This window comes from Allobosea sp. 05T439 (genome assembly GCF_056396005.1).
Window position 1 is genome coordinate 38,223 of sequence record NZ_JBFTKP010000038.1, and the last position, 20,094, is coordinate 58,316.

The following is a 20,094-nucleotide window of genomic DNA, read 5'->3' on the forward strand; positions in this document are numbered from 1 at the left end:
TTTGGCGCCGTCGCGGTCATCCTGTCCATGACGGTGGCGGCAGCGAACGCCCAGGACCCGTCCCAGATGCCGCCGCCTGCCGTTGCCGTCCTTCAGGTCGAGCCGCGCGCGGTTCCGGTCGTCCGCGACCTGCCCGGCCGCATCGCCGCGACGCGCGTCGCCGAGGTCCGCGCCCGGGTCTCGGGCATTCTGCTGGAGCGCGTCTTCCAGCAGGGCACCCTCGTCAGGCAGGGGGACGTGCTCTACCGGATCGATCCCAAGCTCTTCGAGGTCAGGGTCGCGAGCGCGCAGGCCGCCCTTCAGAAGGCCAAGGCCCTCAAGGCCAATTCCGAGCAGCAGCTCGCGCGCCAGAAGACGCTGCGCGAGCGCGAAGTGGCGAGCGGGATCAATTTCGAGAACGCGGAACTGGCGCTCGCCCAGGCCAACGCGGATGTCGGGCTGGCCGAAGCCGCGCTGGCCGAGGCGAAGATCAACCTGGATTACACCCAGGTCCGGGCCCCCATCACCGGCATCATCGGGGCAGCCCTGGTCACCGAGGGCGCGCTCGTCACCGCCGACGCCACCCAACACCTGGCCTTGATCCAGCAGATCGACMCTGTCTACGCGGATTTCACGCAGTCGGCCCAGGAACTCCTGGCGCTGAAGCGATCGGTCGACGCGGGCAAGCTCGCCAGCCCGGAGCCGGGCAAAGCCCGCGTCGAGCTGGTATTCGACGATGGCGCGACCTATGCGCAGGCCGGTTCCCTGCTGTTCGCCAGTGCCAGCGTCGACGCGACGACCGGCCAGGTGACGCTGCGTGCCGAGTTCCCGAACGCGAAGGGCGATCTGCTGCCCGGCATGTATGTCCGCGTCCGTCTCGAGCAGGCGGTCCGGGAGGGCGCGATCACCGTGCCGCAGCGCGCCGTCGTCCGCACGCAGGAGGGGCGAGCCCAAGTCTACGTGATCACGCCTGAGAATACCGCCGAGGCGCGCGACGTCGAGCTCGGGGAGGCGATCGACTCCGACTGGCTCGTCCTGTCCGGCCTCAAGGCCGGCGATAAGGTCGCCGTCGACGGCGTCCAGAAACTCCAGCCCGGCGCGAAGCTGGCGCCGGAGCCCTGGTCGTCTGCGACCGATGCCGATGGCTCGAAGAGCCGATAGGTCCTGACATGGCACAGTTCTTCATTCGGCGGCCGATCCTCGCCTGGGTCTTCGCGCTGTTCATCTGCATCGCCGGCGCGCTGGCCCTGCCCTTCCTGCCGATCGCGCAGTACCCCAAGGTCGCGCCGCCGCAGCTGACGATCTCGACCGCCTATCCCGGCGCCTCGCCCCAGGAGATCTACCAGGGCGTGACCCGCCTGATCGAGGAGGAGCTGAACGGCGTCGCCGGTCTGATCTATTTCGAGTCGACCTCGGATACCTCCGGTTCGGTCTCGATCAACGCGACCTTCCAGCCCGGCACCGATATCGATCAGGCTTCGGTCAAGGTCCAGAACGCGATCAAGCGGGTCGAGTCCCGGCTTCCGCGGGCGGTCACCACGCAGGGCGTTTCCGTCGAGGAGGCATCCGCGGGCTTCCTGATGATCGTCTCGCTGACCTCGCTGGACGGACAAATGGACGAGGTCGCGCTCGGCGACTACCTCAACCGCAATGTGCTCGGCGAGCTTCGGCGCATCGAGGGTGTCGGCCGGGCGCAGCTCTTCGCAGCCCAGCGCGCCATGCGCGTCTGGATCGACCCGGTGAAGATGGTCGGCCTGAAGCTGACCGCCGACGACATCACGGCCGCGATCAGCGCGCAGAACGCCCAGGTGGCGGCCGGCCAGATCGGCGCCGCGCCGAACCCGGTCGGTCAGGACCTGACCGCGACGGTGCTCGTCAAGGGTCAGCTCGCAAACACGGCCGAGTTCGGCGAGATCGTACTGCGCGCCAATGCCGACGGCAGCACCGTTCGGCTGCGCGACGTCGCGCGCATCGAGCTCGGCGCGGAGAACTACAATTTCAGCAGCCGTCTCAACGGCAAGCCGAGCGCGGCGGTCGGCATCCAGCTCTCGTCCACCGGCAACGCGGTCGCGACCTCGCAGGCGATCCGCGACAAGCTCGCCGAGCTTTCGCGGTTCTTCCCCAAGGGCGTCGAGCAGTCGATTCCCTACGATACCAGTCCCTTCGTCTCGGCCTCGATCAAGAAGGTGCTCTTCACGCTGCTGGAAGCAGTCGGGCTCGTCTTCATCGTGATGCTGATCTTCCTTCAGAACATCCGCTACACCGTGATCCCGACACTGGTCGTGCCGGTCGCGCTGCTGGGCACCTGCGCGGTCATGTTCGCGACCGGGTTCTCGATCAACGTGCTGACGATGTTTGCGATGGTGCTCGCCATCGGTATCCTCGTCGACGACGCCATCGTCGTCGTCGAGAATGTCGAGCGCATCATGGCCGAGGAAGGCCTGTCCCCGCGCGCGGCGACGCAGAAGGCCATGGGCCAGATCACCGGCGCGATCCTCGGCATCACGCTCGTGCTCGCCAGCGTCTTCATCCCGATGGCCTTCTTCCCCGGATCGACCGGCATCATCTACCGCCAGTTCAGCCTGACCATGGTCGTCTCGATCCTGTTCTCGGCCTTCCTCGCCTTGTCGCTGACGCCGGCTTTGTGCGCGACGTTCCTGAAGCCGATCGCCAAGGGACATCACGAGAAGAAGGGGCTCGGCGGCTGGTTCGACCGCTGCTTCGACCGGGTGACCGCGGGATATTCCCGCAGCGTCGTTAGCCTGGCGAAGCGGGCCGGTCGGGTCATGGTGGTCTATCTCGCGCTGGTCGTCGGGCTCGGCTACCTGTTCGTCAAGCTGCCGAGCGCCTTCGTGCCGAACGAGGACCAGGGCTATGTCATCGTCGATATCCAGGGCCCGCCGGAAGCCAGCGCCAACCGCACGCTCGCCTCGATCAAGCAGATCGAAGGCATCTTCCAGGCCGACCCCGCCGTCGCAAATGTCGTGGCGATCCAGGGCTTCAGCTTCTCCGGCAACGGGGCGAACGCCGCGCTTGCCTTCGTGACGCTGAAGGACTGGAGCGAGCGTGGCGCCGACAGCACGGCCCAGGCCGTGGCGGACCGCGCCAATGCCCAGCTGTTTGGCCTGAAGGACGCGACGACCTTTGCCCTGTCGCCGCCGCCGATCGAGGGTTTTGGCACGACGAACGGCTTTGCCTTCCGCCTCCAGGACCGCGCCGGCGCCGGCCAGCGGGCGCTCGCCACAGCGGCCGCGGACCTGCTGGCCCGCGCCGCCAAGAGCAACGTGGTCACGGGCCTGCGGATCGAGGGCATGCCGGACGCCGCGCAGCTTCTGCTCGTCATCGACCGCGAGAAGGCCAACACGTTCGGCGTCACCTTCACCGACATCAACACCACGATCACCGCCAATCTCGGCTCGTCCTATGTCAATGACCACCCCAACGCCGGACGCATGCAGCGGGTGATCGTCCAGGGGCGCGACCGCGACCGTCTCCAGGCTGAGGACCTGCTCAAGCTCAACGTTCGCAACGCGCAAGGCGGGATGGTTCCGCTGTCGTCCTTCGCGATCGCGCAGTGGCAGAAGGGCGCTCCGCAGATCGTGGGCTATAATGGCTATCCCACCGTCCGGATCACCGGCGAGCCGGCTCCCGGCCAGTCCTCGGGCGCGGCCATCGCCGAGATGGAGCGGCTCGTTGCCGAAGTGCCGGGCGGGTTCGGGTTCGAATGGACCGGGCAATCGCTGGAGGAGATCAAGTCCGGCTCGCAAGCGCCCATGCTGTTTGCGCTCAGCATCCTCTTCGTGTTCCTGCTGCTCGCCGGTCTCTACGAAAGCTGGTCGATCCCGCTCTCGGTGATGCTGGTCGTGCCGCTGGGCATCATTGGTTGCGTGCTCGCCGTCATGCTGAGGGGGATGCCCAACGACATCTACTTCAAGGTCGGGCTGATCGCGATCATCGGCCTCTCCGCCAAGAACGCGATCCTGATCGTCGAGTTCGCCAAGGACTACTATGCCGAGGGCCGGTCGCTGCTGGATTCGGCGGCGGATGCGGCGAAAGTGCGCTTCAGGCCGATCATCATGACCTCGCTTGCCTTCGCCCTCGGTGTCGTGCCGCTGGCGATCGCGACCGGCCCGAGCGCCGCCAGCCAGAACGCGCTCGGCACCGGCGTGCTGGGCGGCATGATCTCGGCGACCGTGCTCGCGATATTCTTCGTACCGGTCTTCTTCGTGTTCGTGCTCAGGCTGCTCAGGACCAGGCGGCCKGGCGACCAGCAGGAGGACGGCKACGCAGAGGCTCCCGCAACAGAGACGCCGGCCCGGTCCCAGGAGCCAGCCGGCGGGGCCGCGGTCACACCGGCACGTTCCTCTGCCTGACCTCCGAGCGAGGTCGCGCCCGGCTTCGGAGAGCCACGCCTGACGCCCGGGGACTGCAATGAGGACGAGGCGGTTTCGTTCGCCGCCTCGTCCTCGATCGTCAACCTCGGATGAATGCGAGGATGTCCTTGTTGACAATATCGGCGTGGGTGGTCGCCATGCCGTGCGGCAACTTGTTGTAGATATTCAACGTCGCCCGCTTCAGCAGCTTGGCCGAAAGCGGTGCGCTGGCGCCGATCGGGACGACCTGATCGTCATCGCCATGCATGACAAGAGCCGGCGCCTCGATCACCTTGAGGTCCTCGGTGAAATCGGTTTCGGAAAAGGCCTTGATGCCGTCATGCTGCGCCTTGGCAGCGCCCATCATGCCCTGGCGCCACCAGTTCTGGACGAGGCTGGGATCCGCCTCGACCCCGGCCCGATTGAAGCCGTAGAACGGACCCGCCGCGAGATCGGTGTAGAACGCGCTGCGATTGGCGGCGAGGCTCCGCCGAAAGCCGTCGAAGACCTCGAGCGGCAGGCCGCCGGGATTGCGGTCCGTCTTGACCATGATCGGCGGGACCGCGCCGATGAGGACGAGCTTTGCGGTGCGGCTCCGGCCATGGCGCGCGACATAGCGCGTCGCCTCGCCCCCACCCGTGGAGTGGCCGATATGAACGGCGTTGCGCAGGTCGAGATGCTCGATGACGGCCGCGGCGTCGGCGGCGTAATGGTCCATGTCATGGCCCTCGCTGACCTGGCTGGAGCGGCCATGTCCACGCCGGTCGTGAGCGACGACCCGGAAGCCCTGCGCCAGGAAGAAGAGCATCTGGGCGTCCCAGTCGTCCGAACTGAGCGGCCAGCCATGGTGAAAGACAAGCGGCTGGGCCGATTTCGGGCCCCAGTCCTTGTAGAAGATCTCGACGCCATCCTTGGTCGTCACGTAGTTCATGCGTTGGCTCCTTCTGCTGTTGTGAGGGGGCGCGATGGCGGGTTGTGCGAAAGCAGGGAACGGAAGCGCTCCGGCCGCCGCCATGCCGGCCGTGCCGCGCAGGAGATCCCGCCGAGTGAGGTCGGGCGGGCAGGAAAAGGCTTTGTTCGGCATCGACGCCTCCAAGGCTAAAATATTCAGCGACGGCCTGAAGACTTCAGGAAGACGAATTCATCGCAGACGCCCCGAACCGTCGACCCCGAAACCGCAGAAACACTCACGCAACAAGCGGTTTTCGAGGCAATTCGATCCTGAAATTATTGTCGTTTTCGATCAATACGCCCCAGGTCGATCCACTCTATACAGAGGTATAGGATATAATACCTTTCGCATGATTTGATTTCAGCGCAGACCGGCCCAGCTTCGGATCATCCAAATGGAGGTCCACATGGGAAAACTGTCGAGCAAGATCGCCGTGATCACCGGCGGCAATAGCGGCATCGGCTTCGCGACAGCGCGTCTCTTCGCAGCCGAAGGCGCGAAGGTCGTGATCGTCGGACGGCGCGAAACCGCAGTCAACGAAGCGGTCACGGCACTGGGGCGTCAGGTCATCGGCCTTGCCGATGTCGTCACGCATGAGCGTGTCGCCGCGCTGGTCGCGGAGCGGTTCGGAAAGGCCGATATCTATGTGGCGAATGCGGGCGGCATCCGCATTCAGCCCAGTTCCGCCGTGACGATGGCTGACTATGACGCGCAATTCTTCACCAACGCGCGCGGCACCTTCTTCGGTGTGCAGACGATGGCCCCCTTGCTGCGTGATGGCGGCGCGATCCTGCTGACGAGCTCGGTCGCGAGCCGCAAGGTGCTGGAGGGCCACGCGGTTTACGCTGGCAGCAAGGCCGCGATCGAGGCGTTCGCCCGCAACTGGGCGCTGGAGTTCAAGGATCGGCGCATCCGCGTGAATGTGCTCAGCCCCGGCCCGACCGACACACCGATCCTCGCAAAGCTCGGCGTCGCTCCCCAAGCGCAGCCGCAGGTCGAAGCGCAGGCCGCACGGATGATCCCATTCGGCCGGATGGGCAAGGCCGAAGAACTCGCGCAGGCAGCCCTCTTTCTCTGCTCCGCCGAGGGCGCATTCGTCACGGGCGTCAACCTCGCCGTCGATGGCGGCATCTCGCTGACCTGATCGCCGCAGAGGCCCTACGCCCTCCCCCGCGCCGAAAATCCCGAGGATCGCGGCGCGGCGGCGGGATTGCCGCGCCCTCGCCTTCGTCAAGGCTGGAGCATCCCCGCCTTTCCCCCGGGAGCGGCGCTCCAACTCCGCGTCACCTAGGCCGCCTGCGCCTCGCGCAGTCCGACGGGCAAGGCCTCCCAGGCCCGGATCAGTTCGCCGATGGAGGCGACCTCCATCTTCCGCATCAGGTTGCCCCTGTGCAGCTTGACCGTTACCTCGCTGATGCCGAGGTCGAAGGCGATCTGCTTGTTGAGACGGCCGCGCGCGACCTCCTGAATGATCTCGCGCTCCCGCGGCGTCAGGGTCCGCAGGCGCTCGGCATGGCCCTTGACCCTCGCCGCTTCCGCCCGTCGCGCCGCATCCAGCGCAATCGCGGCGCTGACGGCGTCCAGTAGCGTCTGGTCGCGGACMGGCTTCGTCAGGAAGTCGACCGCGCCGGCCTTCATGGCCTGAACGGTCATGGGGATGTCGCCATGCGCGGTCAGGAAGATGATCGGCTTGGGATGTCCATTCGCTGTCAGCTGGCGCTGGAGGTCGAGCCCGCTGGAGCCGGGCATGCGCACGTCGAGGATCAGGCACCCCGGCTTGTCGAGTGCGCCGGTCTCCAGCAAGGCCTGTGTCGATCCAAACGACACCGCCTGGAAGCCGGCCGACAGCATCAGCTCGGACAACGCTTCTCGCACCGAAGCGTCGTCATCGACGATGATGACGAGGGGCTGCTCCGCCTCGGCCTGGCGCTGGGCCGAGCGCGGCACGGAATTTCGGGCAAGCGAGCGGTCAACGATCATGTCCACCTTCCACCTCTCTATTGACGCAAGGCTCTGGCGATCGCCGTGAGCAGGGCCTGGCCGTCGAAGGGCTTGCAGAAGAAGCTCTCCACGGCGCGCGCCCTGATCTGCCCGGCAATCTCGTGGCGCCCGGTGATGAGAAAGACCGGCAGGTTCGGGCGTTCCCGGTTTACGAGGTCACGCAGCTCGAAGCCGTCCATCCCCGGCATTCCGATATCCGTGATGAGGAGATCCAACCCGGAGAGGCCCGCCCCGATCAGCCCTGCCGCGGAGGGGAAGCTGCGAACCGCATAGCCGGCCGACTCGAGCAGGTCCTCGAGCGACTCGAGCAATCTCGGATCGTCATCGACCACGGCCACGACATGTCTCTGCTTGCTCACGCTCAGGCTCCTCCCATCCGGCGCGAATGCTGGATCGGGATTTCCAACCGCTMCGCAATTCGCACCAGGTCGGCGAGCGATGACGCCGACATTTTCTGCATGACGTTCCTTCTGTGGATCTGAAGGGTGACTTCGCTGATGCCGAGCGCGGCCGCCGCCTGCTTGTTGAGGAGCCCGCTCACCACGAGAGGCAGGACTTCGCGCTCCCGAGGGGAGAGCTCGCGATAGCGCTGCCTCAGCAGTGCGAGTTCGCCGCGCTTCGCCCTGGTTTCCAGATCCTGCGCGATCGCCGCGCGGATCGCGCTCATGAGCGCCACATCGCTGAAGGGCTTGGTCAGGAAATCGACGGCGCCATGCTTGATGGCGGCGACCGAGGACGGAATGTCGCCATGCCCCGTGATGAACACGATCGGCGGATGATTTCCCTGTGCGATCTGCCTTTGCAGCGCGAGCCCGTTGATATCGGGAAGCTCGACGTCGAGGATCAGGCAGGCCGGGAGATCAGGCTTGTCCGCACCGATATAGTCGCCAGCCGTCTCGAACGGGATGGACGGGACGCCGTTTGCCGCCAGCAGCTCGCCCAGCGCCTCCCGGAGAGCGGCGTCGTCGTCGACGATGAACACGATTATATCGTCAGCGGTCATGATCCGCCTTCGTTTCAACGGGCAGCGTGAAGATGAACGTCGCCCCGCCGGGCTGATTGTTCTCGGCCCAGAGACGTCCGCCATGGGTTTCGATGATTGTTCTAGAGATGGCCAAGCCCATGCCCATTCCATTGGGTTTCGTTGAGAAGAACGGCTCGAACACCTTTTCAGGCGCTCCGATGCCCTCGCCCGTGTCCCGGACTTCGGTGCGGATGAGATCGTCGGCGCGCAGGCAGCGGATGCGAAGCACCCCGCGCTGCGCTGGCTCCATCGCCTCCAGGCCGTTGCGGATCAGGTTGACGAGAACCTGCTGGATCTGGACCCGGTCCAGGTCCAGCGGCGGAAGCCCGGCCTCGACGTCGATCTCGATGCGGATGCGGCGCCGGGCCGCCTCTTCCGTCATCAAACCCCGGGCCTCTTCGAGAATGGTGCCGAGCTGGCAGGGGTTTCGCGCCTCGCCCGTCTGCCTGAACAGGGCGCGGACCCGACCGACGACGTCGGACGCGGAATTCGCATCGCGGATGATGCGCTCGACGGTCTTCTGCGCCCGCTCCAGATTGGGCGGGTCCGAGGTGAGCCAGCGCTGGCAGGCATGGGAATTGGCGACCACGGCGGCGAGCGGCTGGTTGACCTCATGGGCAATCGAGGCGGAGAGCTCCGCAAGGCTTGCGGCCTGGGCTGCGCGCGCCAGGCGTTCCTGCGTGAATGTCAGCGCTTCCTGTGCGCGCACCTGATCTTCGATCTCGAAGCAGATGCMGTTCCACTGGACGATCTCCCCCTCGACATTTCGCATCGCCGCGGTTCGCGTCTCGACCCAGCGATACGCGCCATCAGCCCGGCGGAGGCGGTGTTTCATCGCATAGGAGGAGCCCGTCGCCAGCGAGAACCCATATTTCTCTTTGACGTCGGGGAGGTCGTCGGGATGGATGATCGTCTCCAGGGTACCGGCCAGTCGTGTCTTGCCCTCCTCATCCTTGTCCCCGAGCCCGAAGCCGAGAAACTCGCGCAGCTTCTCGCTTCGATAGATCGGCTCGCCGTTCGGTGCGGCGCAGTAGATGAGGGCCGGCAGCGTCTCGACCAACTGACGCAGCGAACGTTCGCTCTCCCTGAGCGCCTCCTCCACCCGAAGCTGATCGTCGATGTCGTGGGACAGGCCGTGCCACTGGATGATGCTGCCGCCTTCATCGCACAGCGGCTCCGCGCGTCCGTCCATCCAGCGATAGACGCCGTCATGGCGGCGCAGGCGGTAGCGCATCGAGAAAGGTTGGCCGCAGAGCAGGCATTGCTTCAGTTCGGCCCATAGACGCTCGGCGTCGTCGTGATGGATGGCGGCCTTCAGGGCTGCCGCGTAAGGCTCCGTCTGGGGCGGTTCAAGACCGCCTTCGTCAAGACCCAGGAAATCGAGGAAGCGGCGGTTGAAGAAATTCGGCTCCCCGGCGGGCGTCAACCGCCAGAGGAAGCTCGGCACCAGATCGACCAGCCGCGTCAGTTCCTGCTTCCGGAGGTGCAGCTCCGTCTGCGTGGTGATCAGGTCATGGATATCGACGGATACGCCGTACCAGCGGACGATCTTGCCTGCGTCGTCACGCAGGGCTTCCGCACGCGTTTCAGTCCATCGATAGCTGCCGTCGGCTCGATGCTGAAGGTATTTGATATTGTAGGGCGTCGCCGTCGTGACGGATTTGATGAAGGTCTGTTCTGCCAGTTCCAGAAAATTGGGGTGGATCATCTTCCTCAACGAGAGGGCCCCATCCGGCGCCGTGACCGTCTCGAGCGTGGCGCCAGTCACCTCCATCATCCGCTTGTTGAGATAGGCGGGMCGGCCTTCCGCCGTCATGCTCCAGATCATGGCCGGGACCGTGTCGATCAACTGCGCGAGATGCTGCTCCCTCTCGCGCAGGGCGGCCTCGGTCTTCTTGTAGACGTCGATGTCGATCGAGGTGCCGAACCAGCCCGTGATGCGCCCCTCGCCATCCCGCGTCGGCCGCGCCGAGATGCGGTGCCAGACATAATGTCCGGTCGCGCGCAGCATCCGGTACTCGATGTTCCACGGCTCTCCCGTCTTCAGACAATGGCGCAGGGTCGAGGCGGCCCTGTCGACATCCTCGGGATGGACACCGCGCATCCAGCCAGCCTCGCCGCCATCGATGAATTCGCGCTCGCCGAGGCGGCGGTTGAGATCCTCCAGGGCCATGTCGATGGCGATCTGGGCGGCGGGGGTCACATAGGTGAACTTGCCCATCGCGTCGAAAGCCCAGGCCTTGCCGTGCAGGCTCTCGATCACCTTGGCTGCGCTGACCGCGTCCACGGTCTCGCCGAGKGATTGCGCGATGGTCCAGCGGTCGCCCGGCCTGGAGACCATGGCGTCGACATTCACGCTGACGCCATAGCCCGGCTCGGCACGGAGCTCAGTCCAGCGATAGCTGCCGTCCAGCTGGCGCAGCCGATAGCTCGTCACCTGGGGCACGCCGGTCCAGAATGCGTAGGCCGCCGCCTGTGCGATCGCAGCCCTGTCCTCCGGGTGGACGGCGCTCTCGATCGCCTCGCCCGGAGCGGTTCCGATCCCGTCCGGACGGCCAGGCGCCTGCCGCGGTGCTGTCCCGATCCGAGCGCTGCGGCTGGTGGGCTCGGGGAAGACGAGGGCGGCGATGCAAGCGGCAACCAGKAGGAATGCCCCGAGCGACAGCGCGGCCTCCCGTATGGCGCCCGGGTATAGCAGGGCGGCGACGGTCGCACCGGCAAAGGCGGTGAGCAGCGCGGCCCAGAGCGCCACAAGCAGATAGCCGCGCGCATGGAGAAAGACTGCACCGAGCGGAGCCAGGAGGCCGAAAGGAGTGCCGGTCAGCCAGCATGCTAACAGACCCAGAGCCAGCGTCCCGACGATCAGGGCCGACGGCGTTCGATGAAGCGCTGCGATCATGGTCGGCTGCTCCCTCCGGAGACGGAATGCCTGGAAACCGTCACAGCTTCACTAGCACCAGTCCTCGAAGACACGGCTGGCAAACTCAGCGAAACCTAACGCTGGGACGGCTGCGCCGCACTTATGGAAATCCATGACTTGCACGTCGCCGTGCAAGCGGCCGGTCGCAGCGGGTAGCCGCCTCTCCTGCCGTTGCAACGCCACCGGGGCGTGCCGGTCCAGGCAGGGGTCCGGGACCGGGCGGGGATGAGCGCGCGCCAGCACCCGGCGCAGGATACCCGCCGCCGCTTTCCGCCTGGGCCCGTTGTGGCCTAGGCGGGCATGGCCAGCGAAAGACCGCTTGCACCGCATTGGTCATGGATCAGGTCGATGATCTCGTTCCTGGCGGATATCCCCATGGCGAGGCTCGCGACACGGAACTGCAACTCCACCTCGATTGCAGCCGCATCGATGGCCTTCAGGACAACGGCCGGCGCCGGGTCCTTGACGATCCGGGTGCTGGTTTCGAGCACGGAGCGCATGACGTCCTCGACGACGCGTGGCCTTTGCCCCGCGGCAAAGCGCAGGCTCAAGGTGATGAGATGCGACTCGTCAGGGCGGCTCAAGCTGGTCAGGCTCTGTTTGGCGAGCACGCTGTTCGGCAGCACGACGACATTGTTCACCCCGGTCAGCAGGTTGGTGGAGCGCCAGTTGGTTTCGGTGACACGGCCCGCAGTGCCGTCGCTCAACTGGACCCAGTCGCCGATCGCATAGGCCTTGCCGAGCGTCAGGGCGATGCCGGAAAAGACATCCCCGAGCGTGTTCTGCAACGCCAGGCCCAGGATGACGGCGACGACACCCGAGGTTGTCGCCAGGGTGGCGATCGGCATGCCGAAGACGAAACCCATGACCGACAGCGCCACGCCGAGATAGATGACGGCAATGGCCATGTCCAAGATGAGGTGGGCTTCCCGCGGCTTGCGATTGAGCCTGACATAGATGTGGATGAAGCCGATGATCGTCCAAGCGAGATGGGTCCACCAGAGGATCAGCGCCGATTTGGCGAGCAACGCGGCAAAACCCTCGGTGTAGATGCGATCGGGCTGATGTGGAGCGATGCCTCCAATGCCGAGCATCAGGCTCATGCCGGTGAAGAACAGGATCTGGACGATCAGGCGACCGGTCGGTCGGTTGCAGCCCTGAACGTGCCACACGACGATGCCGGCAGCACCGAGCACGTTGATCAGGACAAGCGACAGGAAGTGGTCATCACCGAACATGGGGGATTCACCGATAGCGGTTGGTCATGTCGAAGGACGGCCAGGCACCGGATCGGGCGCCCGGATCGTGCAACCGGATCGGGAAACCGGATCGTCCACCTGGCCTGTCCCTCTATTTCTTGAGCGGGAATGTCAGCTCCTGCTGGGCGGTATCGACCACGAAGACCGCGAGGAGCTTTGCGGGTTGCGTCTTGCTGGCATTCTCGCTGACGCCGTGGCGGTCTCCCGGCAGCTCCGAAAAGCTTTCGCCGGCCCGATAGTCTTTGACGGGGCCATCATTGACCTGACTGCGGATCACCCCTTCGAGGACGGTCGCGTAGATGAAGGCGGAGGTCGGATGGGTGTGGCCCTCCGAAAAGCCGCCCGGAGCGTATTCCACGAGAACGCCCCTCATGCTCTTGCCGGGCACGTTCGGCAGGACGTGGTCATAGACCAACGTGACCTTTGCGCCCTTTCCGCCACCGGGCGTGTCATGCGCAAGGGCCGGCCCCGACAGGAGGGCCGTCAACACGACCGCAGACCCTAACAGCTTGATCATATCCAGAGTCCTTTCATGGTTCAGGCACCGGGCCGTCTCAGATGCGGCCCATGCACAGGTGGTTACTTTCGCGGCGCTGTCGCGAACCAGCGATCGAACTCGATGCGGCCGAGGCGGGGCTTATCGTCGGAGACGAGTGAGCCGTCCTCCAATCTGGTCCCGAAATACTGGGCTTCCGGATCTGCAACGACGGCGCGGCTGTCTCCGATCGCCTTGAGGTAGCGCGCGACGAAATCGCAAAGCCGCGCGCGCTCCGGGCCGGCGATTTCGATGATGCCATTGGCTGGGGCGGCCAGAGCGGCCTCCGCCACGAAATCGGCGACATCGTCGGACGCGATCGGCTGCAGATTGCCCGTCGACAGACGGGTCGTGTCGCCGACCGTGCCGGCCTGGGCGATGCCGCCGAGGAATTCCAGGAACTGCGTGGACCGCAGGATCGTGTAGGGAATGCCGGATTCCCTGACGATCTTTTCCTGCGCGACCTTGGCGCGGAGATAGCCGCTATCGGGCAGCCGGTCGGCGCCGACGATGGAAAGCGCGACATGGTGCTTCACGCCGGCTTGCCTTGCCGCAGCCATCAGGTTCCGGCCCGAAACCTGGAAGAATTCGAGCACGGCCTTGTCCTCGAAGGACGGTGAGTTCGCGAGGTCGATCACGACCTCGGCCGCCTTGAGGGCCTCTGCCAGACCTTCCCCGGTGATCGTATTGACGCCGGTATTGGGGGCAGCCGCAATGACCTCATGCCCCTGCTTGCGCAGGCGCTCCGCGGTCTTCGATCCGATCAGTCCGGTGCCACCGATAATGATGATTTTCATGAGATGTCTCCTTTCGCGGCCGTCCATGCGGCACGCCGTTCGATAGACCCTGAGTGCGAACGGCCTCATCGAGGCCGGGCTCGTCGGCCAAACCGGGCATGGGCTTGAAGGCTGCACACCCTGGTTCGGCCCCACCCCAAAAGGTGGTCAGTAGTCCCAGAAGACCGGGACGAAGCGGAAGGCATCGCCCTCGACCGCCACGCGGCCGACAGAGGGGAACGGCAGGTGAGTGGCCACCAGCTGCTCGCCGGTCGCGGCGAGCTCCGTCAAAAGGCGGACACGAACGCGGGCCGCCTCCTCGGGGTCGTGTTCGAAACCGTTGTGCCAGTCGGGGTGGTCGAACCCGACCGCGAAAACGGCATCTCCGGCGAATGTCAGGCGATCTGCGCCGGATGCCAGGCGGACGACGCTGTGCCCGGGCGTGTGGCCGCCGGTGCGATGGACGACTACGCCTGGCGCCACCTCGTGCTTCTCATCGAACGGCCGCAACTGCTCACGGTAATCTTCCGCGAACCGCTTGGCGGCCGACCGAAGCGCATCCGGGAAACCCGCCGGCATGTTGACGTGTGTGAAGTCGGGCGCCTCCCAAAACTTCACCTCGGCGGCCGCCACATGGATCCGCAGGTCCGGACGCAGCCGGTCCTTCACCCCGTCGACGAGGAGCCCGCCGATATGGTCCATGTGCATATGGGTCAGCACCACGTCGGTGACCGACGCGAGATCGATGCCGGCCGCCTCCAGTCGCCTGACCAGCTGCCCGGCCCGCGGCAGGTTCAGGTTCGGGTCCAGGCCCAGCCCGGCGTCGATGAGGATAGTCTGGCTGCCACTGCGGACCACGACCACGTTCAGCGACCAGTCGAAAGCGTCGGGCGGCAGGAACATGTCGTTCAGCCAGGCTGCCCGCGCGGCCGGCTCGGCGTTGTGTCCCAGCATCTTGGTGGGAAGCGGCAGCACCCCGTCGCTGACCACCAGCACGTCAATCTCGCCGATCCGTACGGCGTAGCGCGACGGCACCAACTCTTCGGGCCCCGGCTTGGCGGGGCGTGAGGCGATGTCCAGGCTCATGTCTGTCTCCTACTGACCACCGTTCCATTCACGGTATCGACGACGCTAGGTTGAGCTGTCCAAGCGGTCGATTGGGTCTGAGGATAGGGTGAACCATACCATGTTATAGGTCCGCACCAGCTGACGGGGTGTCGAATACTGGGCGAATTCTGCGACACGGCGGCGGACCATCGGTCGCGAATGGCGATCGCCGGAACGCAAGCCGGAGCGTTAGACGCGGCGTCGACCCCTGGCTTCCGGGAGCGCGCCGCCAACCTTGGCTCGGCCCGGGTGATGGAGAAGGCAGGGCTCAAGCGCGAAGCCCTTCTCCGACTTTGGACCGTTCATCCGAACATCAGCGACGAGCCACGGGACTGTTTCAGTTACGCCAGGATCAGATGAGCAGCGTCCTCAGGCAAAGCTTCGCGGCAGAATTCCGATCTGAAACCGTMGCTCACCCCTGCATCATGCGCTGCCGCCTCGGATCGGCAACACGGCGTCGGGCTTCACATCGGCCACCAACGCGTCAGTATGGATCTCCCTGACGCCCGGCAAAAGGCAGGATCACCCACTCCAGACAACCCTGAAATAGCGCTAGGCTTCAGCCTCATGGACCTGCCCGATCTTCCGCCTGACTACGCCTTTCCGCGCCTGCCCCGGACCCAGGAGGCCAGCGACTTCGCCTTCGAGGCCAAGCGCGAAGCGATGGGGCCTCATATCCGTCGCCGCTGGCCCTGGGACGAGGCATTCCAACGGGGCCTTCACCAGCGCCGCGTCGAGGACAAGCCGTTCTTCCTGATCACGCGCGCCGGCCAGTCGATCGGGACGCTATCCCTGATGGTGATGCCGGACCATGTCCGGTTCGGCGAATTCTATCTCCTGCCGGCCCTCCACGGACAGGGCTCGGGCACGGCCATTCTGCGTCATTGCCTTGCGCTCGCGGACGCGCTTGCCCTGCCCGTCCTTCTCTCAACCACCCTCTGACACGTCTCGACAGTGTCACGAATCATGGATGTAGTGCAGAGCAAGTCCGCTAACGACGACATCAGCGCTGCGATCGGGAAGCTCGACATCCTCGATCCGGCGTATCTCATAATACGCACGAGCGTCGCCACCGAGCTTGATCGCCTCTCGGATCATCTGCTCCGAAGCGTCGAAGGCCTTCACCGAACGCACGTCTTGTTCGAGAGCCAATCGTGCCAAGCCGCCGGTACCGCAACCCAGGTCAACGACATCCTTTCCTTGAAGCGGAGGCATCAGCGATAGGAGCGCGGGCTGCTCGATAACCTCATTGGGACKCCCTGGTCGGGATCGCAGTTTGCCATAGGCAACGCTGACCAGAGGATCATCGTAGAGCGCTCGATCGACCATGTTCAGTGCTGCTCCCGTTGTCGGAGCGCATGATGAAGGCGACGAGCCAGGCCCGCAACGGGCGATCCTGCCTCTTCGATTCCGGTTCGCAAGCTGACGTCTCATCAGGCGCCAGCCTGTGATTGCCCGCCCCTGGCAGATCGGGGATCAGGTCGAACCGCGTCGCCAGAATTCCGATCCGAAATCGTCGCTCCGCCCTGCGCCATGCGCTGCCGCCTCGGATCGGCAGCAGGGCATCAGGCTTCACATCGGCCACCGATGGGTAGGTATGGGTTTCCGCGACGCCCCAACCCGGTCAGCCTTGGTAAAGCCGGTCGGACCCGACGTCCTTCACAGGCGGAATCGGCTGGCCGGGATGCTCGACGCAGCAACCAGCTTCTGCGCGGCGATGAGCGCCTCCAGGCGATTATGGGCGTTCAGCTTGGCCATCAGCGTGGTCATGTGGCTCTTTACGGTCTTGTTGCTGAGCGAAAGCTCGCGCGCGATCTCGCTGTTCATCATCCCGCAAAGCAGGAGCCTGACGATCTGCTCCTCGCGGACGCTGAGCCTGTTGCAGGCCGGCTTCTGTCGTTCGAGCGCCTTGTCCTTCAAGGCGCAGATCAGCTTGGTCGCGAACGAGGGACTGACATAGACATCGTTCCGCTGCGCGCATTGAAGGGCCTGAATGAGGTCGTCTCCCGGGCCGCCTTTCAGGACATAGCCCTTCGCCCCGGCATCAAGGGCCCCGATCGCATCATCCGTGCTGGCCGAGGCCGTGAACACGATGATCTTCGTCTTGGGGGAGATCCTGGATGCCTCCGCAATCGCCTTGAAAACATCCCCTGCCATGCCCAGATCGACGATCATATCATCGGGCTGATGGGTGCAGGTGATAGAGACGATATCGTCCGCAGCATTCCCGGTCGCGGCGAGCGCGAAACCGCCCCGTTGCTTCAGAAACGCAGCGATCCCCTCCATCAACATCGGGTGATCATCGACTATAGCGATCGATCGGTCCGCCATGACCATGCCCCCATAGATTTATTACCCCGAAGCAATATTGTCTATTACTGATGTGCAATTTCATTTTAATATCATAATATAGCGAATTTTACTTATAAATTCATCTCGCAAGATTGCCATATATACCAAAATTCCAAGGAATACCTCCTCAAGCGTGAAAATGCTTTTGGTCAGAGTGTGGCTGAAGTTCTGATTGCCGGCGAACGCCGCTAGAATACAAACTGCGGCTTGATCAGAATGACTTCAGTACGCACGCGACACAGGCACCTGGCTATGAATTGCAGGCTAGCGAACGCGAAATGACGCATCGATGACGCCCAGTTAACAGAACTGTCATTTTCGCGAGGACCGAAGAGGAGGCTTTATTCTGCCCCAGAACTGCGCTTTCAAGCCGCGCAGTGCGGCCCTGAGGCAAGCGCATGGTTTTCGCAGGCGAACGACGAGACTAACCACTCCCAAAGTTCGTAAAGCGCGCGGTTCATTTTGTGCTACAGTGGCGGAGCATTTCGCAATGGGCCGCGGCAGCGTCTTCGCCAGCCTTCAGGAGTGCACAGGAGGGCTGCGCACAGTTGAAACTCCTGATCGTCGAAGATGACGTCCGCACCGCGGCGATCCTGCGCAAGGCMTTCATCGAGGAAGGCTTTGTCGCCGACATGGTGCATGACGGCCTGGACGCCGTCACGGAAGCCCCGGGTGGACGCTACGATATCGTCATCCTCGACGTGAACCTGCCCGGCATGGATGGCTGGCAGGTGCTGCAGGTGTTGAAGCAGGCCGACCAGCGAATGCCGATCCTGATGCTGACGGCGCAGGATGCGATCGAGAAGCGCGTCAAGGGTCTGACTCTGGGCGCTGACGATTACCTGACAAAGCCATTCGCCTTCGCGGAACTCCTTGCACGCGTCCGGACCGTCTTGCGCCGGGCCAGTTCCGTTCCTGCCGAGATCCTGCAATTCGATGATCTGAAGGTCGATCCCCAGCGCCACAAGGTCACTCGCGGCGGCACGCCGATCCCGGTTTCGCCCAAGGAAATCCTGCTGCTCGAACTGCTCCTGCGCCATCGCGGCGATGTGCTGTCTCGAACCTTCATTGCCGACAAGGTCTGGGACATGATGTTCGACTGCGACAGCAATGTCGTGGACGTCAACATCCGCCGCCTGCGACAGAAGATCGACGACCCCTTTCCCCGCAAGCTGATCCACACCATCCGCGGGCGCGGCTATGTCATCCAGTAGCCTGCTGAGCCGCTGCGTGCCGGCATCGATCGCAGGCCGCCTGACGGCCTGGTTCTGCGCCTCGGCCTTCACTTTGGTCCTGGTGGCCGCCTTCGTCCTGTACGATGCCGTCCGCGCGACCGTGCAGTGGACGGAGGATCAGGTTCTCGAGCAGCACCTCATCGAAATACGGTCTCTCCTGCAGACGTCCAAGCCCGACACCGCCATGATCGCGCACGAGCTGAGCGAGGCAGCCGATGGGCCCCGCCAGGTTCTGATCCGTGTGTTGACGAATCTTCCGGACCTGGTGCTGACGACACCGGACATGGACAAGCGGCTACCGGCCACGCGCTTCCAGACGCCAGCCCCCAGTGCAACGCCCCATTATGAAACCATTACTGAAAACGGCTTCAGGTTTCGGGCGCACAGCGCGCTTGTGCCGCTGCAGGCGGAAGGCTGGCCAAAGGACACCGTCGTCCAGGTCGCCATGGATACGACACTCGATGACATGGCGATCGACCGCTTCAGGGACGTGCTCGTTACGGTGATCCTGCTGTCCGGCGCATTATGCGCCCTGGTGGGCTGGTTCATCATCCGGCGACAGCTCTCGCCGCTGCGGCGCGTGATCCACGCAACCGCGAGCATCGAGCGCGCGACGGCGAATGAGCGCCTCGTCACGGCCGGCCTGCCGACGGAGTTGGCCCATCTCGGCCTGGAATTCAACCATATGCTCGACCGGCTCGAGGGCGCCTATTCGCGTCTCCGGCAATATGCCGACAACGTCGCCCATGAACTGCGCAGCCCCATCAATCGCATGCTGCTGAATGTCGAGGTGGCGCTCTCGAAATCGCGCGACGAGGCCTCCTATCGCGACGTTCTGGAGAACACGCGAGACGACATGCAGACGATGGCGCAGATCGTCGACAATCTTCTCTTTCTGGCCAGGGCGGACAGCGACGAGGTCCAGCTTCAGATGGAGCCCGTGCGCCTCGCCGAAGAAATCGCAAACGTGCACGAGTTCTATTCGGCGCTGGCCCAGGAGAAGGGCATCGAGCTCCAGATCAGAACCGATCCCGAGCTCGTGATCGTGGGCCACGCCATGCTGCTCAGGCGAGCCTTGAGCAATCTCTTGAGCAACGCCCTGTCGCATACGCCACCTGGCCAGTTCATCGACATCACAGCCCATCGCGACGGCGACAGCGTGGTCGTCGCTGTCGCCGATGGCGGCGACGGCATCGAGGCTGAGGACCTGCCCTACGTCTTCGATCGCTTCTTCCGCGGCGACCGCTCCCGATCGAGCTCCGAGCGACGGCTCGGCCTTGGACTGTCGATCACGAAAAGCATCGTGGCCATGCATCACGGCCTGATTGCGGTCGTCAGTACCAAAGGCGCCGGCACGCGTTTCAGCATGACGTTTCCGGCCTCGATGCGCGCGCATGGCTAGTGATCGCGGCGCTTGAGCGGAGACGTGTCCCGGTCGCCTCACCTCTCCTTGAAGATCCTGTTGGCGTGGTCTGCGAAGGGTTTCGTCAGGAACGAGAGCGCGGTGCGTTCCTCGGTGGTGATGAAGACCTCGACCGGCATTCCGGGCTGGAGCTTGCGGTCGCCGAGGGCGGCGACGAG

At 64.6% G+C, this 20,094-nt stretch carries 17 protein-coding genes; 6 read left to right on the forward strand and 11 right to left on the reverse strand.

Translation table 11 applies throughout. The features are described 5' to 3' along the window. Positions 1–27: 27 nt before the first annotated feature. Together AC1DIO_RS28660 and AC1DIO_RS28665 are read left to right on the forward strand one after the other, a co-directional pair. Positions 28–1,140 (forward strand): efflux RND transporter periplasmic adaptor subunit, encoded by a 1,113-nt coding sequence (locus AC1DIO_RS28660; protein ID WP_476854441.1) that lies wholly within the window; start codon positions 28–30, stop codon positions 1,138–1,140. An 8-nt stretch (positions 1,141–1,148) separates the two neighbouring features. Next, the gene (locus AC1DIO_RS28665; protein WP_476854436.1) at positions 1,149–4,352 is read left to right on the forward strand and encodes a multidrug efflux RND transporter permease subunit; all 3,204 of its coding nucleotides are present in this window, start codon (positions 1,149–1,151) and stop codon (positions 4,350–4,352) included. A gap of 100 nt (positions 4,353–4,452) precedes the next feature. Here the strand turns inward: AC1DIO_RS28665 and AC1DIO_RS28670 are convergent, their stop codons facing one another. Further along, the gene (locus AC1DIO_RS28670; RefSeq protein WP_476777185.1) at positions 4,453–5,283 is read right to left on the reverse strand and encodes an alpha/beta fold hydrolase; all 831 of its coding nucleotides are present in this window, start codon (positions 5,281–5,283) and stop codon (positions 4,453–4,455) included. A 427-nt stretch (positions 5,284–5,710) separates the two neighbouring features. On the opposite strand from AC1DIO_RS28670, the gene AC1DIO_RS28675 reads away from it, so the two are divergent. Beyond that, entirely contained in the window at positions 5,711–6,448 is a 738-nt protein-coding gene (locus AC1DIO_RS28675; RefSeq protein ID WP_476832870.1) for an SDR family NAD(P)-dependent oxidoreductase, read from the forward strand. A gap of 143 nt (positions 6,449–6,591) precedes the next feature. Here AC1DIO_RS28675 and AC1DIO_RS28680 read toward each other — a convergent pair whose 3' ends face one another. The 8 genes from AC1DIO_RS28680 to AC1DIO_RS28715 form a co-directional block, all read right to left on the reverse strand. Continuing rightward, positions 6,592–7,284 carry a response regulator transcription factor gene (locus tag AC1DIO_RS28680; RefSeq protein ID WP_441506926.1) on the reverse strand — a complete coding sequence of 231 codons (693 nt, stop codon included), beginning with the start codon at positions 7,282–7,284 and terminating at the stop codon, positions 6,592–6,594. Between the two features lie 17 nt (positions 7,285–7,301). Further along, on the reverse strand, positions 7,302–7,664 hold the full coding sequence (locus AC1DIO_RS28685) for a response regulator (protein ID WP_069881415.1): 363 nt from the start codon (positions 7,662–7,664) through the stop codon (positions 7,302–7,304). 2 nt (positions 7,665–7,666) lie between these two features. Next, complete coding sequence (locus AC1DIO_RS28690; RefSeq protein WP_476854437.1) at positions 7,667–8,308, reverse strand: response regulator transcription factor; 642 nt, start codon at positions 8,306–8,308, stop codon at positions 7,667–7,669. After that, on the reverse strand, positions 8,298–11,228 hold the full coding sequence (locus tag AC1DIO_RS28695) for a PAS domain-containing protein (RefSeq protein WP_476854438.1): 2,931 nt from the start codon (positions 11,226–11,228) through the stop codon (positions 8,298–8,300). Before AC1DIO_RS28695 ends, AC1DIO_RS28690 begins: the two co-directional genes overlap by 11 nt. 311 nt (positions 11,229–11,539) lie before the next feature. Beyond that, a complete protein-coding gene (locus AC1DIO_RS28700) occupies positions 11,540–12,487 on the reverse strand; it encodes a mechanosensitive ion channel family protein (RefSeq protein ID WP_441492881.1) in 948 nt (315 codons plus the stop codon). A 112-nt stretch (positions 12,488–12,599) separates the two neighbouring features. Beyond that, positions 12,600–13,025, reverse strand: coding sequence for a cupin domain-containing protein (locus tag AC1DIO_RS28705; protein WP_441506929.1), 426 nt, complete (start codon positions 13,023–13,025; stop codon positions 12,600–12,602). A 62-nt stretch (positions 13,026–13,087) separates the two neighbouring features. After that, positions 13,088–13,840, reverse strand: a complete 753-nt coding sequence (locus AC1DIO_RS28710; protein WP_476832872.1) for an SDR family oxidoreductase — start codon at positions 13,838–13,840, stop codon at positions 13,088–13,090. A 147-nt stretch (positions 13,841–13,987) separates the two neighbouring features. Beyond that, a complete protein-coding gene (locus AC1DIO_RS28715) occupies positions 13,988–14,905 on the reverse strand; it encodes an MBL fold metallo-hydrolase (protein ID WP_441506931.1) in 918 nt (305 codons plus the stop codon). Between the two features lie 588 nt (positions 14,906–15,493). Between AC1DIO_RS28715 and AC1DIO_RS28720 the strand changes: the two genes are divergently transcribed. Next, positions 15,494–15,868, forward strand: a complete 375-nt coding sequence (locus tag AC1DIO_RS28720) for a GNAT family N-acetyltransferase (protein ID WP_476854439.1) — start codon at positions 15,494–15,496, stop codon at positions 15,866–15,868. Between the two features lie 15 nt (positions 15,869–15,883). Here the strand turns inward: AC1DIO_RS28720 and AC1DIO_RS28725 are convergent, their stop codons facing one another. After that, a complete protein-coding gene (locus AC1DIO_RS28725) occupies positions 15,884–16,360 on the reverse strand; it encodes a class I SAM-dependent methyltransferase (protein ID WP_476854440.1) in 477 nt (158 codons plus the stop codon). A 225-nt stretch (positions 16,361–16,585) separates the two neighbouring features. Beyond that, the gene (locus AC1DIO_RS28730) at positions 16,586–17,263 is read right to left on the reverse strand and encodes a LuxR C-terminal-related transcriptional regulator (RefSeq protein WP_441506934.1); all 678 of its coding nucleotides are present in this window, start codon (positions 17,261–17,263) and stop codon (positions 16,586–16,588) included. Between the two features lie 563 nt (positions 17,264–17,826). Here AC1DIO_RS28730 and AC1DIO_RS28735 point away from each other — a divergent pair. Together AC1DIO_RS28735 and AC1DIO_RS28740 are read left to right on the forward strand one after the other, a co-directional pair. Then, the gene (locus tag AC1DIO_RS28735; RefSeq protein WP_441492874.1) at positions 17,827–18,492 is read left to right on the forward strand and encodes a heavy metal response regulator transcription factor; all 666 of its coding nucleotides are present in this window, start codon (positions 17,827–17,829) and stop codon (positions 18,490–18,492) included. A 16-nt stretch (positions 18,493–18,508) separates the two neighbouring features. Beyond that, positions 18,509–19,915, forward strand: a complete 1,407-nt coding sequence (locus tag AC1DIO_RS28740) for a heavy metal sensor histidine kinase (RefSeq protein ID WP_441506935.1) — start codon at positions 18,509–18,511, stop codon at positions 19,913–19,915. Positions 19,916–20,094: the final 179 nt, after the last annotated feature.

Coding starts and splice junctions, on each gene's coding strand:
- AC1DIO_RS28670 (WP_476777185.1), bottom strand. CDS start 5,283: ATGAACTACGTGACGACCAAGGATGGCGTCGAGATCTTCTACAAGGAC.
- AC1DIO_RS28675 (WP_476832870.1), top strand. CDS start 5,711: ATGGGAAAACTGTCGAGCAAGATCGCCGTGATCACCGGCGGCAATAGC.
- AC1DIO_RS28700 (WP_441492881.1), bottom strand. CDS start 12,487: ATGTTCGGTGATGACCACTTCCTGTCGCTTGTCCTGATCAACGTGCTC.
- AC1DIO_RS28705 (WP_441506929.1), bottom strand. CDS start 13,025: ATGATCAAGCTGTTAGGGTCTGCGGTCGTGTTGACGGCCCTCCTGTCG.
- AC1DIO_RS28710 (WP_476832872.1), bottom strand. CDS start 13,840: ATGAAAATCATCATTATCGGTGGCACCGGACTGATCGGATCGAAGACC.
- AC1DIO_RS28715 (WP_441506931.1), bottom strand. CDS start 14,905: ATGAGCCTGGACATCGCCTCACGCCCCGCCAAGCCGGGGCCCGAAGAG.
- AC1DIO_RS28720 (WP_476854439.1), top strand. CDS start 15,494: ATGGACCTGCCCGATCTTCCGCCTGACTACGCCTTTCCGCGCCTGCCC.
- AC1DIO_RS28730 (WP_441506934.1), bottom strand. CDS start 17,263: ATGGTCATGGCGGACCGATCGATCGCTATAGTCGATGATCACCCGATG.